At 71.3% G+C, this 15,214-nt stretch carries 17 protein-coding genes; 12 read left to right on the top strand and 5 right to left on the bottom strand.

All coding sequences use genetic code 11. The features are described from left to right. Positions 1–6 precede the first annotated feature (6 nt). From ACWCPW_RS09495 to ACWCPW_RS09485, 3 genes are all read left to right on the top strand, one after another. Positions 7–615: a helix-turn-helix domain-containing protein gene (locus ACWCPW_RS09495; RefSeq protein WP_449760982.1), complete on the top strand. Its 609-nt coding sequence runs from the start codon at positions 7–9 to the stop codon at positions 613–615. A 246-nt stretch (positions 616–861) separates the two neighbouring features. Then, the gene (locus ACWCPW_RS09490; RefSeq protein ID WP_449760981.1) at positions 862–1,458 is read left to right on the top strand and encodes a hypothetical protein; all 597 of its coding nucleotides are present in this window, start codon (positions 862–864) and stop codon (positions 1,456–1,458) included. 342 nt (positions 1,459–1,800) lie between these two features. After that, the gene (locus tag ACWCPW_RS09485) at positions 1,801–2,349 is read left to right on the top strand and encodes a cysteine hydrolase family protein (protein ID WP_449760980.1); all 549 of its coding nucleotides are present in this window, start codon (positions 1,801–1,803) and stop codon (positions 2,347–2,349) included. Positions 2,350–2,482: 133 nt separating this feature from the next. Here ACWCPW_RS09485 and ACWCPW_RS09480 read toward each other — a convergent pair whose 3' ends face one another. Continuing rightward, the gene (locus ACWCPW_RS09480; protein ID WP_449760979.1) at positions 2,483–3,334 is read right to left on the bottom strand and encodes an SAM-dependent methyltransferase; all 852 of its coding nucleotides are present in this window, start codon (positions 3,332–3,334) and stop codon (positions 2,483–2,485) included. A 403-nt stretch (positions 3,335–3,737) separates the two neighbouring features. On the opposite strand from ACWCPW_RS09480, the gene ACWCPW_RS09475 reads away from it, so the two are divergent. The 3 genes from ACWCPW_RS09475 to ACWCPW_RS09465 all read left to right on the top strand — a co-directional run bounded on the left by ACWCPW_RS09475 (position 3,738) and on the right by ACWCPW_RS09465 (position 6,885). Further along, entirely contained in the window at positions 3,738–4,352 is a 615-nt protein-coding gene (locus tag ACWCPW_RS09475) for an RNA polymerase sigma factor (RefSeq protein WP_449760978.1), read from the top strand. Then, positions 4,349–5,368, top strand: a complete 1,020-nt coding sequence (locus ACWCPW_RS09470; protein WP_449760977.1) for a CU044_5270 family protein — start codon at positions 4,349–4,351, stop codon at positions 5,366–5,368. Before ACWCPW_RS09475 ends, ACWCPW_RS09470 begins: the two co-directional genes overlap by 4 nt. Before the next feature lie 131 nt (positions 5,369–5,499). Then, positions 5,500–6,885 carry an SMI1/KNR4 family protein gene (locus ACWCPW_RS09465; protein ID WP_449760976.1) on the top strand — a complete coding sequence of 462 codons (1,386 nt, stop codon included), beginning with the start codon at positions 5,500–5,502 and terminating at the stop codon, positions 6,883–6,885. A gap of 59 nt (positions 6,886–6,944) precedes the next feature. Here the strand turns inward: ACWCPW_RS09465 and ACWCPW_RS09460 are convergent, their stop codons facing one another. Both ACWCPW_RS09460 and ACWCPW_RS09455 read right to left on the bottom strand, forming a co-directional pair. After that, positions 6,945–7,307 carry a DoxX family protein gene (locus ACWCPW_RS09460; RefSeq protein WP_449760975.1) on the bottom strand — a complete coding sequence of 121 codons (363 nt, stop codon included), beginning with the start codon at positions 7,305–7,307 and terminating at the stop codon, positions 6,945–6,947. 197 nt (positions 7,308–7,504) lie between these two features. Further along, complete coding sequence (locus ACWCPW_RS09455) at positions 7,505–8,017, bottom strand: cupin domain-containing protein (protein ID WP_449760974.1); 513 nt, start codon at positions 8,015–8,017, stop codon at positions 7,505–7,507. 95 nt (positions 8,018–8,112) lie between these two features. Between ACWCPW_RS09455 and ACWCPW_RS09450 the strand changes: the two genes are divergently transcribed. Then, positions 8,113–8,964, top strand: coding sequence for a LysR family transcriptional regulator (locus tag ACWCPW_RS09450; RefSeq protein ID WP_449761107.1), 852 nt, complete (start codon positions 8,113–8,115; stop codon positions 8,962–8,964). A 78-nt stretch (positions 8,965–9,042) separates the two neighbouring features. Here ACWCPW_RS09450 and ACWCPW_RS09445 read toward each other — a convergent pair whose 3' ends face one another. After that, positions 9,043–9,729 carry a hypothetical protein gene (locus tag ACWCPW_RS09445; RefSeq protein ID WP_449760973.1) on the bottom strand — a complete coding sequence of 229 codons (687 nt, stop codon included), beginning with the start codon at positions 9,727–9,729 and terminating at the stop codon, positions 9,043–9,045. Between the two features lie 672 nt (positions 9,730–10,401). Here ACWCPW_RS09445 and ACWCPW_RS09440 point away from each other — a divergent pair. From ACWCPW_RS09440 to ACWCPW_RS09430, 3 genes are all read left to right on the top strand, one after another. Continuing rightward, positions 10,402–10,704, top strand: a complete 303-nt coding sequence (locus ACWCPW_RS09440; protein ID WP_449760972.1) for a hypothetical protein — start codon at positions 10,402–10,404, stop codon at positions 10,702–10,704. Between the two features lie 54 nt (positions 10,705–10,758). Next, positions 10,759–11,085 (top strand): DUF1330 domain-containing protein, encoded by a 327-nt coding sequence (locus ACWCPW_RS09435; protein WP_449760971.1) that lies wholly within the window; start codon positions 10,759–10,761, stop codon positions 11,083–11,085. 297 nt (positions 11,086–11,382) lie between these two features. Next, the gene (locus ACWCPW_RS09430; RefSeq protein ID WP_449760970.1) at positions 11,383–12,654 is read left to right on the top strand and encodes a protein-glutamine glutaminase family protein; all 1,272 of its coding nucleotides are present in this window, start codon (positions 11,383–11,385) and stop codon (positions 12,652–12,654) included. A 159-nt stretch (positions 12,655–12,813) separates the two neighbouring features. Here the strand turns inward: ACWCPW_RS09430 and ACWCPW_RS09425 are convergent, their stop codons facing one another. Next, positions 12,814–14,268: a PhoX family protein gene (locus ACWCPW_RS09425; protein ID WP_449760969.1), complete on the bottom strand. Its 1,455-nt coding sequence runs from the start codon at positions 14,266–14,268 to the stop codon at positions 12,814–12,816. Between the two features lie 302 nt (positions 14,269–14,570). Between ACWCPW_RS09425 and ACWCPW_RS09420 the strand changes: the two genes are divergently transcribed. Both ACWCPW_RS09420 and ACWCPW_RS09415 read left to right on the top strand, forming a co-directional pair. After that, a complete protein-coding gene (locus tag ACWCPW_RS09420) occupies positions 14,571–14,846 on the top strand; it encodes a hypothetical protein (RefSeq protein ID WP_449760968.1) in 276 nt (91 codons plus the stop codon). Between the two features lie 5 nt (positions 14,847–14,851). Further along, positions 14,852–15,151: a hypothetical protein gene (locus tag ACWCPW_RS09415; protein ID WP_449760967.1), complete on the top strand. Its 300-nt coding sequence runs from the start codon at positions 14,852–14,854 to the stop codon at positions 15,149–15,151. Positions 15,152–15,214 lie beyond the last annotated feature (63 nt).

Below are 15,214 nucleotides of genomic sequence, written 5' to 3'. Positions count from 1 at the left end.
GCGAACATGACGGACGACGACACCGCGGGCGCACTGGCGGCCATGGGCCCGCGGCTGCGGGCCGTGCGCGAGCGGCACGGTGCCACGCTCACCGACGTGAGCCGAACGACCGGCATCTCCCTCAGCACGCTGTCGCGCTTCGAGAACGGTCGGCGCAAGCCGACCCTGGAGGCGCTGCTGCACCTGGCCGAGATGTACGGCGTCACGCTCGACGAACTCGCCGGCACCGCGTCCGCCACGGCGGAGAGCGCGCGCAGTGCCCCGCCGCGGCGGCCCGGGCAGGACAAGACGATGTTGTCGCTGACCCGGTACGTCGGGGGCCTGCACGCCCACAAGCACATCCTGCCCGCCGACGGCGAGCCGCCGTCGCGCCCGCGACAGGTATCCCACGAAGGGTACGAATGGCTGTGCGTGTTGTACGGGCGGCTGTGGCTGGCGCTCGGCGAACACGACCTCGTCCTCACCGCCGGGGAGGTCGTGGAGTTCGACACCCGTACACCCCACGGAGTCGCCAACGCCGCACCCGATGGACCGGTCGAATACCTGATCATGTTCGGACCGCAGGGCGAACGCCTGCGCCCGCGCGCCAACCCGGCCGCCGACCACCGGGGGTGAGCGGCCGAGGTGGCCGCGTACCCACGGGTACCGCCGTCGCGGCGATGACGAGCGGCGACGCACGAGGTGCCCGGCGGGCTGCTCCCGCCGGCGTCAGCGAGTCCCGAGGAGGCCGGTTGGCTCAGTCGCGATTGCCGGGCGAGGCGGGCCGCCGTGCAATGGAAGCCGCCGCACGTATTCCGGCGGCGCCTTGCCGCCGGGTCGAGAACAGGGATGGCAATGCAAGAGACGCTCTACGTTCGAAGCATGTACGCGACGGGTGACCCGGCCAGGATCGACGCCGCGCTGGACGGGGTCGTTCGTGAGGCCCCGGGCCTGCTGTCCGAGAATGCCGGCTACCGCCGCTTCGGACTGTTCGCCGACCGTGATCTCGGCAAGATCGTGATGAGCTCGTGGTGGGAGACCGCCGACGCCCGCACGCAAAGCGACGCGCGTCTGCGCGAGCGCCGGATGGAACTGCTCCGGCCGTTCGCCGACACCGTGACCACGGACCAATGGGAAGCACCGTCGTACACGGCGATGCCCGACGTGCCCGACGGCGCTTTCATGCGCATGGGCCGTACGGAGTTCGACCCCGCCGACGCCGACGTGTATGTGCGGACCTTCCAGGACTTCGGACGCGCGAAGCTCGAAGCCATCGACGGACTCGTCGCGGCGGCACTGTTCATCGACCGCGCCGCCGGGCGGGCCGCGGTCGGCACACTCCACCGCGACGAGGCCGCGCTGGCCTCGTCCCGCGCCGCGCAGTCCGCGGTGCGCGGCGAGGCGCTGCGGAAGGCTCGGGTCACCCTGCGCAGCATCGAGGAGTTCGAGGTCGTCATGCTGCATCGGCGTCCGTCGTAAGCGCGTAGGGGTATGGCGCAGTTCGGCGACCCCGGCCCGGGCGGACGTGCCGCGGACTCGGGGCGTCCTCGGGCCGCGCGTGACGAGCCCGCGTCGCCTCGTTCGGCGTGTGATGGTCCTCGAGGACGTCGTTCACCGAAAGGCCGGACGGCGCGGGCGAGTTGAGACGTGCGCGATGGTGCGGCGGGGGCGGGTCGGGCATCGGGGGCGACGGGCGTCGTCCGCGGGCTCGCCGGGAGGGCGGCTTCGGTCATGGACCGTCGGTGATCGTATGATCGTGGCCGTCGGAACGGTTGTCGTGCCGACCACGGGTGTTGGATACACAACTGGATGTGGGCTGTCGTGACCTCCGCACTGATCATCGGCGATATCCAGCAGGGCATCACGAGCGGGTACCCGTTCGCCGCGCGCGTCGTACCGACGCTCACCGAACTGCTTCCGCGTGCCCGCGAGAGCGGTGCTCTCGTTGTGTTCGTGCACTTCGCCGTTCGGGGCAACGGGGCCGATCTGCCGCCGGGCAACGAGATGTTCAGGACGTTCCACGAGGCCGGGGACACCTTCCACGAGGGATCGGCCGGAACCGAGATCGCGCTGCCGGTGGTCGACGAGGACGTCGTCGTGGTGAAACGCCGGGCAAGCGCGTTCGCCGGCACGGATCTCGACCTGGTGCTCCGCGCGAGGGGGGTCGACACACTCGCGATCGCCGGAGTGGCGACCAGCGCGATGGTGGCCGCGACGTGCTACGACGCGGCGGACCGCGGCTACCGGGTGACCGTGCTCCGCGACGGCTGCGCCGACGGTGACGCGGCGATACACGACTTCTTCATGGACGCGGTCTTCCCCAGCCGGGGATTCGAGGTCGTGCCCTGCGCCGACTGGCCCGGAAAGTAGCGCCGCGCCGCGCCGGGCGATCCGCCGGAACCCGACCCGGTGACGAGCCGCCCGGCGTCCATCGGGCCCTGTCCGGCACGGAAGTCGCCGTGGAGTGGCGGTCGGTGTGGCCGCTTCCCCGAGTGTGGTTCGCTCAGGGCTTGCGAGCCGCGAGTCCGTAGCAGCCGATGTCTGTCGGGTCCGGGAGTTCGGTGTCGGGTTCCGGGTGCCACCGGGACACGAGTTCGACGCCCGGTTCGAGGAGTTCCCAGCCTTCGGGGACGAGTGCTTCGACCTCGGCGCGGCTGCGCAGTTGCATCGAGATGCCTGATTTGCGGTACACGTTGGCGCCGCCGCCGGTGCCGACCGGGTCGAAGTCGCCGGTCAGGTGGGAGAGCAACAGGTGGCTGCCGGAGGGGAGGCGGTGGGTGAGGCGGCGCAGGATGTCCGTGGGCTTCCGGTCGTCCGGGACGAAGTGCAGGATCGCGAGCAGCATGAGGGCGAGAGGCTGGTCGAGGTCCAGGGTCCGGGTGAGTGCGGGGTGGTCGAGAATCGCGTCCGGGTCGCGGACGTCGGCGTCGATGTACGCGGTCTCGCCGTTGGGGTGGCTGCTCAGCAGCGCGCGGGCGTGCGCGAGGACGATGGGGTCGTTGTCGACGTACACCACTCGGGATTCGGGCGCGATCCGCTGGGCGGCGTCGTGCGTGTTGCGGCCCTCGACGGGGATGCCGGTGCCGAGATCGAGGAACTGCCGGATGCCGAGCCGGGCGAGGTGTTCGACCGCCCGCAGCAGGAACGCCCGGTTCGCTCGTGCCGCGGTGCGCGCGTAGGGGACCGCGGTCAGGGTTTGCTCGGCGGCTTCCCGGTCGGGGGCGAAGTTCGTCTTGCCGCCGAGGAAATAGTCGTAGATGCGCGCCGAGTGCGGCCTGGTGGTGTCGATCTCCGGCGGAGTCCAGCCTGTGATGAGGGCCTCCTGCTCGGGTGAACGCTCAAAGGCGGAGTCCATCGGGTCGTCGCTCCCGTCTCGCGCGGCACCGGGGACGGGCAGGCCGCCCTCGTTCGGTGATCGCGTCCTGCAAACGTCATGCTACTCGGGGGACTTGCCCACCCGGCGGTCGCCCGCCGTGCCGGAGTCGGGGCCACCGTCGTCGACCGGCGTCCACCCACCCGCGCCTGTCCGGTCACGCGCTTCGGGCCGTCGGCCGGGCGGAGAGGACGGCGGCGACCGGTGTCCGGGCGCGAGGCTCGAGGCCCTGCCCGACCGTGCGTGGCGGAGCGACGGCGGAGCGATTTCGTCGCGGATCGCACGCCCGCACGGGTGTGCCCCGGCGGCCTCGCACGCGCGGCGTCGCATCATGTGTGGCGCCGGTCACAGGAACCCGCCGATGCCGCCGGACAGGTCCAAGGACATGACGAGGAAACTGCGCGCGCGCATTCGCGACGGGGACGACGACGCTTTCGCGGAGTTGTTCGATCAGTACGCACGGTCCGTCTACAACCACGCCTTCCGGCTGACGGGGGACTGGTCGACGGCCGAGGACGTCGTGTCCCTGACCTTCTTCGAGGCGTGGCGGCTGCGTGGCCGATTGGACGCCGAGGGTGGGTCGTTGCGGCCGTGGCTGTTGGGGATCGCCACGAACACCGTGCGCAACATCAGACGCGCGGCCCGACGTCACGCTGCCGCGATGTCGCGACTGCCACCGGGCGGCGTCCTGCGGGACTTCTCCGACGAGGTCGTGGGCCGGATCGACGACGCCGAACTGTTGGCCGCGGTACGGCTCGCGTTGGACACGCTGCGCCGCACCGAACGGGAGGTGCTGGCGCTGTGCGTGTGGTCGGGCTGCGACTACACGACGGCGGCCCGGACGCTGGGCGTTCCGGTGGGCACGGTGCGCTCGCGGCTCTCCCGTGCCCGGCGCAAACTCGCCGCGGCCGCGGAGAAACGGGAACCGCTTCGCCGCTCGGGACAGGTGAGAGGTGCCCACACGTACACCAGCAGGCCCATCCAGGAAGGAAACGAATGAACGACACGACGTCGCTGCCCGAGAAGGACCTTCCGCCGGGTCGCCATCAGCAGATCAAGGAGCATCTGATGCGCGAGATTCGGCACGACCACGCCCCGGCCGGGAGCCGTTACCGACGCGCCGCGTGGTTGCGGCCCGTCGTCGTCGGGCCCGCGGCGGCCGGTGCCCTGGCCCTCGCGATTCTCGCGGGGGCCAGCCTGAACGGCGCGGACGACCCCGCCAGGACGATCGGTCGGGCCGGACCGGCGACGTTCGCCTTCGCCCCGCAGGTCAACGGTGACACCACCGGTGGCGCCGCCGAACTGCTCAACCGCATCGCGATGGTCGCGGCCGAGTCGCACGCGGTGGAGGGTGTTCGGGACGACCAGTACGTCTATGTGCGCAGCCGGGTCGCCTCGGCGACGGTCGGCGACGGCATCCCCACCACACTGGCCCCCCTGCACCCGCGTGAGGCGTGGATGGCGGTGGACGGCTCCCGCCCGGGACTGTCCCGGGAGCCGGGTCGGCCGCACCGCGCCGACGAGGAGCCGATCGAGGCCGACGCGCGTCCCGGCGAACTCGGCTACGAGTCGACCACCAACTACCGGCACCTTTCGACCCTGCCGACCGACGCGGACGCGATGTACCGCTGGCTGCGGGCCCAGGGCGACAAGGAGGCGGACGACCGGAACCCGGACCAGGACGCCTTCGTCCTGGTGAGCGGTCTGCTCCGCGAATCCCTGATGCCGCCGCACGTGGGGGCCGCGCTCTACCGGGCCGCCGCCAGGATCCCGGGCGTGCTCGTCGTACCGGACGCCGTCACCGCCGCCGATCGACACGGCATCGCGATCGTGCGATACGACTCCTACAATCCCGGCGTCCGCGACGAACTGATCTTCGACAAGGACACGTTGCGGTACATCGGTTCGCGCAGGGTCGCGACGAAGGCGACCGACGGCATCGAGGCGGGACAGGTGCTCGACACCACGGCGGTGTTGGAGACCGCGGTGGTCGACAGGCCGGGCATGCTGCCCTGATCGATACCCGACGCGAGTCCCGAGGACCGGCGGAGCCGCGTGCCCGGCGCCCCGGTCCGGGGGCATGGCAACCCGTTGTCGCACCCCTGTGGTGGGGTGATGTCAGGCGGTCGAGAGCGAGGGCGGGGACGATGGGTGAGCGCAGGGTTTGGCGGCCGTTCCTGGAGCAGTGGAGCCGGGAGTGGGTCGAGGGGCACGATCCGGAGCGCGACGGGCCGCTCGCGGAGGAGGTGGCAAGGGACACCTGGCTCGGGTTCGCGCCGGCGGGCGAGGCCGAGGTGGCCAAGGCCGAGGCCCGACTCGGGCGCCGACTGCCGCCTTCGCTGCGGGAGTTCCTGCTCGTCACCGACGGGTGGCGGGACGCGGGGAACTTCATCTACCGGTTGGCGGGCAGCGCGGAACTGGAGTGGCTGCGGGACACCGACGACCGTACCTGGATCGAAGTCTGGGAAGAGCTCGCGGAAGACGAGGACGACGAGGAGGCGTTCGGCATCCAGGAGGCGAAGATCCTCGCGCGCTCCCTGCGCCTGTCCCTCGACGGTGATGCCGCGGTCATGCTGCTCGACCCGGACGACGTGGACGAGGACGGCGAGTGGGCGGGGTACTGGCTCGCCTCCTGGTCCGGCGACGGGCCGCAGCGGTACGGATCGTTCCACGACCTCATGCACCGGCAGTGGGTGTCCTTCCACGCCTTGCGCAAGCCGCCGGGTGCCACTCGGGACCACTGGGACGCGGAGGTCGAGCGGGCTCGCCACGAGGCGCTGGCCGGGGCGGTGAGCGGGCCGCTCGAGGTGTTCGCCCGGGCGCGCGAGTACGGACGCGAGCGCGCCGAGGTGCTGAGCACGCAGATGGAGGCGATGCTCGGCGATTGGCGTCGCCACATCGCGAGTCTGCTCTGGTACAGCCCGAGCAAGGACGACCTCCTTGCCGGCCCACTGTTCGCCGCGGAACTCCTGCCGCTGCTGGTGCGGCACGACCGGCTCGCCCATCCGCACGACCTGCGGCCCCTGCCGCGGCTCAAGGAGTACGCGCCCGAACCGGTACGGGAGCTCATCGCCGACTACGAGGCCCGTGCCGACGAACCGGGCTTCCGGCTCATCTTCGGCGGCGGCCCCGAGTTCGACGCGGCCGTACACGCCGTCGCCGACCTTCTCGCCGCGCACCCGGCCTTCCGGGCTCCCGACCAGCCGACGCCCCGTACGGGCCCCATCGGCGTCACCCTGTACGCGAGCGGCGGCCCGGCGGCCGAAGCCGACCCGTTGGCAGATCCCACCAAGGTACGGGCGGCCCGCGCGGCCCTGTGCGACGAAGCCTGGCCCGAACTCCGCGCGGCGCTGCGCCTGTGGAGGCCGGTGTGCGAGGACCACATCGCCCCGATATCCCTGTTCGCCGACCCCGTCCTGGCCCACATGATCACCGAGGCCCGCGGTCGCGGGATCCTGACCACGCCTCGTGGCGCGAGCCCCGGAACAAGCGCCGGCCAGTCGTCGGCGGATTCATCAACGGGCGGCCGATGAGCGGGAGTTGCTCGTCTCCGCGCACCCGGTCGCGTCCACCGGTCGAGGACTCGGCTCGATCACAGCCAGACGGTGGCGAGTGGGATGGTCACGGCAGCGGCGGTGATGAGCCCGACGTTGAGCATGATTCGGCGGTCTTCGCTGGTCAGGTGGACGGCGATCGCACCGATCTGCAGGAGGGTGAAACCGATGGCGGCGGCCAGGGCCAACCAGGGTGCGACACCGGTTGCCGGAGGCAGCAGCAGGCCGACGGCGCCCAGCACTTCGACCGTTCCCAGCGCCCTGACGGCGGGCAGCGGTACGCGGTCCACCCAAGCCATCATCGGGCGGAGCGAGTCGGGGCTGCGGACCATCTTGAGCCCGCCCGCGTAGAGGTGGAAGAAGGCGAGCAGTCCGGCAACGATCCAATAGGCGATGTTCATGATCTCCGTTCGGGGTCACCACCACGTGTGGGTGACCCGTCGGCTTCGGGAGGGCGCGGAAGCCGTACGTAGGCGTGTGTGTGGGCGGCCCGGACGCCGAGGGCGCCGTGAGGGGTGGGCGTGCCCGAGAGCGCCCGGGGCACGCCACCCGGTGCCGGACAGCCGGGCGGTAGCCGGGCGGTTTCGGGCGACAGGCTTCAGGCGAAGTCGGTGGCGGGCTCGGTGGCGTAGCGGCTCATCGTGTGGAGGCCGGCCCGGGCTGTCGGCGGTCGGCCGTCGGCGGTCATGCCCTGGAGGTCGCGGAAGTACTGCACGTACAGGTCGGGCGTGAACATGCTGAGCATGACGGCGGGTCGGTCGGTCGGGTTGGCGAAGGTGTGCGGGGCGCCGCGCGGGACCATCACGAGCGTGCCCGCGATCGCGTCGTGCTCCCGGTCCCCGACGGTGAACCGCACCGTGCCGGAGACGATGTAGAAGCCCTCGTCGTGCCGGGCATGGCGGTGCTGCGGCGGTCCGGAGGTGTGCGGGGCGAGGATGGACTCGGTCACCCCGAGACGGTGCTCGGTGTGGCTGCCGTCCTCGAGGACTCGCATGCGCGTGCCGGCCGCGATGATCACCTCGCCGTCGTCGGGGCCGACCACCGATACGCCGGGGCGCGGGGCCTGCTGTTCAGCGGTTTTCGCTTCCTCGGATGTGCTCTCGTCGGGCATGCCCCAAGTGCACCGCCGGGGCTCTGCCGCTGTCCAAGACCCTTTTCGGCACGCCGATACCACGCGGGTATCGTTGCAGCGTGGAGCTACGTACCCTGCGCTACTTCGTGGCGGTCGCCGAGGAACTCCACTTCGGCCGGGCCGCCGCCCGGCTGCACATGAGCCAGCCGCCGCTGAGCCGGGCGATCAAGCGGTTGGAGACGGAGGCCGGTGCGGCGTTGTTCACCCGCTCGCCCGCCGGCGTCACGCTCACTCCGGTGGGGGCGATACTGCTCGACGAGGCGCGGGCGCTGCTCGACCAAGCCGACCTCCTCCGTGTGCGCGTGGCCGCGGCGGCCGGCACGGCCGGCATCACCGTGGGCATCCTGGGCGACAGCACCGATCCCGGTATCACCAGGCTGGCTGCCGCCTTCCGCCGCAGCCACCCCGGCGTCGACATCCGCATCCGTGACACGGACCTGACCGACCCGACCTGTGGGCTGCGTGCCGGGCTGGTCGACGTCGCCCTGACGCGCGCGCCGTTCGACGAAACCGCCCTGACGGTGCGAGAGTTGCGCGCCGATCCGGTCGGTGCGGTGCTGCGCGCCGACGATCCGTTGGCCCGCCGCGATCACCTGGAGTCGGCCGATCTGGCCGACCGCCGCTGGTTCCGGTTCCCGCAGGGAACCGACCCGATCTGGCAGTCGTACTGGAACGGCGGCGAGTCGCGCGAGGGCCCGGTGGTGCGCGTCGTCCAGGAATGCCTGCAGGCCGTGCTCTGGAACAGCACGGTCGGCCTGGCTCCGCTCGGACACGGCCTGCCGGAGAACCTGCTGCCGGAGAACCTGACCGTGGTTCCGCTGGCCGACATGGCGCCGAGCCGAGTGGTCTCGGTGTGGAACGACGGCGACAACAACCCGTTGATCCGCTCGTTCGTCGAGATCGCGACGGCCGCGTACCACCACTGAGCACGCACGGGCCGGACTCGAACCGAGGCCCGCCCGCCATGCCCCGCCCCTCGGGATCGGGCGCTGTCGTTGCCCGGGTCAGTGCGGGCGGGGGGAGGGGCGGCGTGGTCGGGTGTGTCGGGCTCTGATTTGGGGGACGATCAGTGCCGCGAACACCGCCACGGCGAAAGCCCGTTCGGCCTTCCACAGCGAATCGCCCGGTCGGGCGACCCGGCGCTCGGGCACGGTGTCCACTCGGCCCTTCGGGTCGTAGCGGATACGCAGTGATTGGCCCTTCTTCGCGGCGGCGCGGCTCGTGGTCATCTTGGTCGGGCCGCCCTCGGGGCAGTTCAGCCGGTGGTCGTGGTACGTGCGTGTCGTGGTCGTGGTGTGGCCGTTGGCGTCGGTGGAGGTGGACGTCTCGGTCCGAGCGCGCACGTCGAGGACCAGGCAGGTCGTGGAGACACCGCGCTTGGCCAGCGCGGCGTCGCCGACCGCGTCGGACGCGTGGTGGATCGTGAGGGACATGGCGAAGAAGACGACGATGCCACCGACGACGGCGCCGCCCGACGGACACGACCACACCACGGCGGTGGTGGCGAGGAGCATCGCCATCGAGGCGATCACCAACATCACGACGCACACCGACCGCCACCACGTGGCGGGTCCGTAGGCGTTGAGGAACGCGGCGGCAACGACGGTGGCGACCGTCGCCGATGCCAATCCGACGGCGGCCAGGCCCACGAGGAATACGTGCGCGGCGTCGCCTCGCTCGTGCCGGATCATCGCACCTCCCGTGGCCGGTCCTCATCTTCCCCAGGATGCGGGCACGGAGCCCCGGCGTGGGAGTGGAGATCCCTCGGATCACGCGACGAACGCGTGGCGCCGGTGGGACTCCCGCGTTCGGACACCGAGCCGGGCCCGACCCGTTCCGGACCGACGTCCGACCGGGAAGCCGGTGCGCCGTCGCACATTCGGGCCGAGGCACGATCCGAACGAGCCTGTGAACAACGACGACGGTGCCGGTGGAGGCCCGAATCGGTCCCGCCGCGGGCGTCGGTGTGCTCTGGTAGGCAAGACCTGTCCGTGAGTCGATCGATCCACACGCGCCACCGCGCCACGCTTCCCCCGCCGCATTCCCCACGCCGCCCACTTACGGCCCGACCTACGCGGATGACCCACCGGCTTGAGCATCCACGACCACCGCGCGCCCTTCGGCGGCATGCCCGTCGCCGACCCGCGACCACCGGACTCGAAGCAGCCTTCGGCCGTTCCCGGAAGGCAACGCGAGGACGGCCACGGCGCCGAGTCCGCGACGCCCAACGAAATCGCGCCCGGCGACCACTCCGCGGACGCGGTCGCGTTCCGGCTGCGCCACCTGGACCGCCACCGGAGGGGGTGCGACTCCCTGCCCGAACGTACCCGCACCTGCGCGAACTCCGGCTCGAGAGCGGTGGTATGCCCCGCGAGGCCATCCAGGCCGTGGTCGGCAGCGTGTTCCCCGAACTGCGTCGTCTCGACATCCGGCTCGGCATCCGCAGCTACGGCGGCAACGCGACGGTGGAGGATCTCGCGGGCATCCTCGACGGAGCCGGGCTTCCCGCCCTCACCCACCTCGGTCTCATGGACAGCGAGATCTCCGACGGGATCGCGACTGCCCTCGCGAGCGCCCCCATCGTCGCGCGGCTCGAATGCGGAGCAGGGGACTGGCGGGAACGATACCTATACATGACCGATTCCGCGTACGCCGTGGGCACGTAGCGTTTCGACCCGGAAGGAAAGCCATACCCCCGACACCAGGCCGAGGAGGCCCTCATGACCGCGTACGCGTTCGCGCACCTGCGTTCCGTCGACTTCAACGCCGAGATCGTCGAGTACCTCAAGAAGATCGACGCCACTCTCGACGCGCACGGTGGTCGGTTCCTCGTGCACAACAAGGTGCCCGAGGTGTTGGACGGCTCGTTCGAGGGCGTGTTGGTCCTCATCGAGTTCCCCTCCACCGAAGCCGCCAAGGCCTGGTACCACTCCACCGGCTACCAGGAGATCGTCGACTTCCGCATCAACAACTCGGACGGCGGCGCGGCCGTCGTCGAGGGAGTCGGACCGGACTACCGCGCGGCGGACATGGTCGCGGGCACATAGGCCTCGCGCGGCGTACGTCCACGTCGCACAACGCGCGGGTCGACCGAACGCGTCAGGAGGCGTCGCCGTCGATCGTGCCGTGCCCGCGCGGGAACGGCACGATCGACGCGCCTTGGAAGACCGACGGCAGCGCGTCTCCCGGAGAACCGGACACCGCGCCGTTGTCGCCCGAACCACCCTGCGCCACACACGAGTCGGTTTCGCGTGTGCTGTGCGCACGGAATCGCGAACACCGCGCCGGCGGGCATTTCGGTCAGTACGCTGGGCCGCAGGGTGGCGGGACTTCCAGGGGGATCCATGAAACGTGATCGCGATCTCAACACACCGAGCAGCCAGGGCGTGGAGCCGATCGAGCGAGGGCCGGAGGACGACACCAAGCGTCAGAAGCTCACGAATCCCTCGCCGGACACCGAACCCGGTGGGGACGCACCGGTGATCGTGCCCGCGGGGGCGGACGTGCCCGGGGAGGGGCCGGGGGACGGGCCGGGGATCGCGGCGGCCGACACGCCGGCGCACACCGGCGCCGCGGCGCCGGCGACGGTGCCCGGGCCGGGGACCGGACAGCCGGGCCCGATACCGGAAACCGAGCCGGCACCGCAGCCGTTCCGCTTCCAACGAGCCCCCGGCTTCCTCGCTGCCGAGAAGGCCGAGAAAGCCGAGGAGGAGCGCAGGAGGCGCAAGGCCGAAGCGGAAGCCGCGGCGGCGGCCAAATCCCGTGGCCCGGGTACCGTGGCCGGGCCGAAGGTGTCGACCGGCTTCGGTTCACGGGCCGGCGTCGTCGGGCAATCCGAGCAGGGGCCGGGGCAGTTCACCTCGCTGAGCCGATCGTCGATCGCCGTCATGCCCCTCGACCGGATCACCGCCGCCATCGAGAAGCGCCACGAGGACTTCGGCGGACTGACCCTGGACATGGGAGCCCTGACATTTCGTCAGTCCGCGCTCGGCCTGTGCGCCAACCTTTCCTTGGCCAGGAGCATCGGGTGTGTCGCGCGGGTTCGTTCATGGCTCGAGACGCAGGCCGACCTGGTCCCGGAGTTGATCGTGCTGTGCGAACGACGGGTGACCGCTCTGGCGTTGCCGGCCGGGCCGCCACCGAGTGTGGCCGAACTGATCGGCGTATGGACACAACTCACCGGTGCGTTGATCACGCCCGTGCCCGAGCGCGAGTCGCAAGACGGCTGCGAGTTCCTCGCGCACGCCGTCTGTGAATGGATCGAGAGCACGCACCCACACTGGGCCGGGTCGCACCTGAGCAAGCGGTGGGTGGTCGCGCCCACCGGCACCATGCACCCACCGTACAACTGGAACCACCACGTGGCTCCGCAACTCCTCTGTACCGAGGGTACGTTCGTCATCGACCTGCTGCTCGGCCCTAGGGCGCCCATGGCCGCAGCGGCGTGGGCCGTTGCGGCCAAGGGCAGGAGGCCACCCGCCGACGTCTTCGAACAGACCGCCCCGTGGGAATTCCTGGGGGCGCCCGCGTCCGCGACAGCCGACCTCGATCCGGAGATGTTGTCGCCGATCGGCGACACCATCCTTGCGAACATCGCGGCCTGGCGCCGGGTTTGACGCCCGTGGCACGGATCCGCTCCCGAGGGCCGCGCAACACCTCGGAAGGCGGGTGCGGGGCGGCGGCGATCCCGATCCCGGGCGCCCCGCCGCCCCGTCGCTCCGGGTTTCGGGCCACGCCGACGACAATCCCGCCGAACGGCTCGACTTCCTCGCGATTCAGAATCCTGCCCGGTGCCAGGGCCCCCAGATGGCGATGCTCATGCCCAGCTTCGACTGGATGTTGACATACAAGGTGTGCCCGTCCGGACCGAAGGTCGCGCCCGCGAACTCGGCGCCCGGGTCGCCGGTGACCGGTTCCATCCTGGACAGGTCGAAGACGCGGCCGTCCGCGGTCAGGCCGCGCAGGAAGTTGTCCCCGTCGCCGTCCTCGCACAGCACGAGCGTGCCGCGCGGGCTGACGGTGACGTTGTCCGGCAGGTCGAGCCTGGTCGCGGTCGGCGATTCGTACACGAGCCGAAGGCGCCGCGTGACGGTGTTGTACGCCCACACCTGCCCGCGCCCGTCGCCGAAGCCGTCGGGCGCCGCTTCGCCGGGCGCGGTCGCGCCGCCCTGCGTGGACACGAAGTACACGACGCCGCGCTGGTGGTAGGCACCTTCGAGGCGCGAGAAGAGCGCCGCGCCCTGGGCCCGGCCCTGATTCCCGACGGCCTGAAGGGCCTGGTCGTTGGTGGTGCCCGGGGCGAACGTGGGGTCGGGGTCGTCGATGTCGACCCAGGTCACGTCGTACGCCGCGCCGGGCCGCTGCGCCGCCGACAGGTCGAGCCCGGGACGCCCGCGCACCGCGAGCATCTGGAGTCGGCCGCCGTCGCGCAACCGGTCGCCGACCCAGGGGCTGACGGGCGGCAGGTAGCGGTAGAAGCCGGACGCGAAGCCGAAGTTGTCCTCGGTCAGGTATACGGCGCCGCTGATCGGGTCGTATGCCGCCGACTCGTGGGCGAACCGGCCGGCGCTGCGGATCGGCACCCGCGTCGAGACGCCGTCGGTCGGCACCTCGAACACGTAGCCGTGCTTTCGCGTGAGCTTGCTGTTGTCGGCGCCGGTGAAGTCGTTGCCGACATCGGGGCCGTTGACGGTCTCCTCGCAGGTGAGCCAAGATCCCCACGGCATGGGACCGCCCGAGCAGTTCATCTGGGTGCCGTTGAGGCTGACGTACGAGGTCTGCACCGTGCCGTACCGGTCCACCACCACGGTGGTGGTGCCGCCGCCCGTCGCCGGGTCGTAGGCGAGCGCCGCGTCGCCGAACGCGCCCACCGGGCCGTTGACTTCGTGGTTGCGGACGAGGACGGTCGTGCCACGGCGCCCGCGGAAGGCGGCCATGCCGTCGTGCTTGCCGGGGGTCGGGCCGCCGTCGGTGAGCGGGGACCCGGCCGGGGTGAAGGAGCGGTAGCGAAAGCCCTCGGGCAGGTGCAGCCGTACCGCGCCGTCGCGTTCGTCGGGGACCGGGCCCAGCGGACCGTATCCGCCGGAGCCGGGACGTCCCCGGTCGACACCCGACGCGGTGCCCGAGGCGGCGTGCGCGGCGCCCGCGACGAGGCCCTGGAAGGGGCCGCCGACGGCGGCGGTACCGGCCGCGATCACAGCGCCGCGGGCGAGGAAACGACGACGGTCCACAGGCGTACAACCTCCTTGACGGCCCGCCGAGCGGACCGGATGCGCGACCGAACGCCGAAACGCTACTCGCGTAGAGAGGGCGTCGCCAGTGCATCGGAGATGTTTCCGCGTCGACGACCCCCGCGTCGACGACCCCGCAGCGTCGAGTCCCTGTGTCACCCACGACGCGGACCGCCGGCGCCGAGGCTCGAACGCGACCACTCGTCGTTGCGTGGGTGTGTGGGGGAAGTCCCTGTGGTGGTCCGGCAGTGCGGGTGCGACGTTGATCCCTCGGATGCGCGGTGCGGGGGACGGGGGCGGTCATGGGAGGACTCGGATGGGGCGTGGTGTCCGGCGCGGTGGCCGGCGTGCTGCTGCTGTCGGGGTGCGCCGAGGAGGACGACAAGCGCGGCACGGGAGATGCTCCGGTGGCGAACCAGCGCGGCGACGACACCCCGGCCCAGGTGTTCAACATGCCCGACGGTTTCGGGAACCTCGCGACCAAGTGCGTCGGCCACGGGTTTCGCGCCTACGTGACCACGAACGCGAGCGGTCCCTCCAACGTGCAGATCGTGCCCGACGGCACGTGCGCGGGGTGAACGCGATGCGATGTGCGTCGATCGTGGCGATGTGTCTGGTTCTCGGTGCCGCTGCCGGTTGTTCGCAGGAGTACTACGACGAGCGCGGCAAGGCCGACGCACCGGTGCTCGACGGTCGAGGCCGGGACGCCCCCGCGGAGGTGTTCAACTTCCCCGACGGCTTCGGGAATCTCGCGACCAAGTGCGTCGGGCCCGGCAAGCGCGCCTACGCGACGACCAAGGGGTCCGTGTCGATCGGGGAGGACGAGGTGATCATCCCCGCGAACGCGGTGATCGTCGACGATCCGACCTGCACGGGGCGCTGAGGCGGCCCCGGAGCGGGGGAGACGGCCCACCGGGTTCGATGACTTTCCACCGGGTGCGTCGAC

Source organism: Embleya sp. NPDC001921 (assembly GCF_053594475.1).
This window is presented reverse-complemented; position numbering and strand designations above follow the sequence as displayed.

Coding starts and splice junctions, on each gene's coding strand:
- ACWCPW_RS09480 (WP_449760979.1), bottom strand. CDS start 3,334: ATGGACTCCGCCTTTGAGCGTTCACCCGAGCAGGAGGCCCTCATCACA.
- ACWCPW_RS09490 (WP_449760981.1), top strand. CDS start 862: ATGTACGCGACGGGTGACCCGGCCAGGATCGACGCCGCGCTGGACGGG.
- ACWCPW_RS09415 (WP_449760967.1), top strand. CDS start 14,852: ATGCGATGTGCGTCGATCGTGGCGATGTGTCTGGTTCTCGGTGCCGCT.
- ACWCPW_RS09435 (WP_449760971.1), top strand. CDS start 10,759: ATGACCGCGTACGCGTTCGCGCACCTGCGTTCCGTCGACTTCAACGCC.
- ACWCPW_RS09440 (WP_449760972.1), top strand. CDS start 10,402: ATGCCCCGCGAGGCCATCCAGGCCGTGGTCGGCAGCGTGTTCCCCGAA.
- ACWCPW_RS09455 (WP_449760974.1), bottom strand. CDS start 8,017: ATGCCCGACGAGAGCACATCCGAGGAAGCGAAAACCGCTGAACAGCAG.
- ACWCPW_RS09495 (WP_449760982.1), top strand. CDS start 7: ATGACGGACGACGACACCGCGGGCGCACTGGCGGCCATGGGCCCGCGG.
- ACWCPW_RS09465 (WP_449760976.1), top strand. CDS start 5,500: ATGGGTGAGCGCAGGGTTTGGCGGCCGTTCCTGGAGCAGTGGAGCCGG.
- ACWCPW_RS09420 (WP_449760968.1), top strand. CDS start 14,571: ATGGGAGGACTCGGATGGGGCGTGGTGTCCGGCGCGGTGGCCGGCGTG.
- ACWCPW_RS09445 (WP_449760973.1), bottom strand. CDS start 9,729: ATGATCCGGCACGAGCGAGGCGACGCCGCGCACGTATTCCTCGTGGGC.
- ACWCPW_RS09475 (WP_449760978.1), top strand. CDS start 3,738: ATGACGAGGAAACTGCGCGCGCGCATTCGCGACGGGGACGACGACGCT.
- ACWCPW_RS09460 (WP_449760975.1), bottom strand. CDS start 7,307: ATGAACATCGCCTATTGGATCGTTGCCGGACTGCTCGCCTTCTTCCAC.
- ACWCPW_RS09470 (WP_449760977.1), top strand. CDS start 4,349: ATGAACGACACGACGTCGCTGCCCGAGAAGGACCTTCCGCCGGGTCGC.
- ACWCPW_RS09430 (WP_449760970.1), top strand. CDS start 11,383: ATGAAACGTGATCGCGATCTCAACACACCGAGCAGCCAGGGCGTGGAG.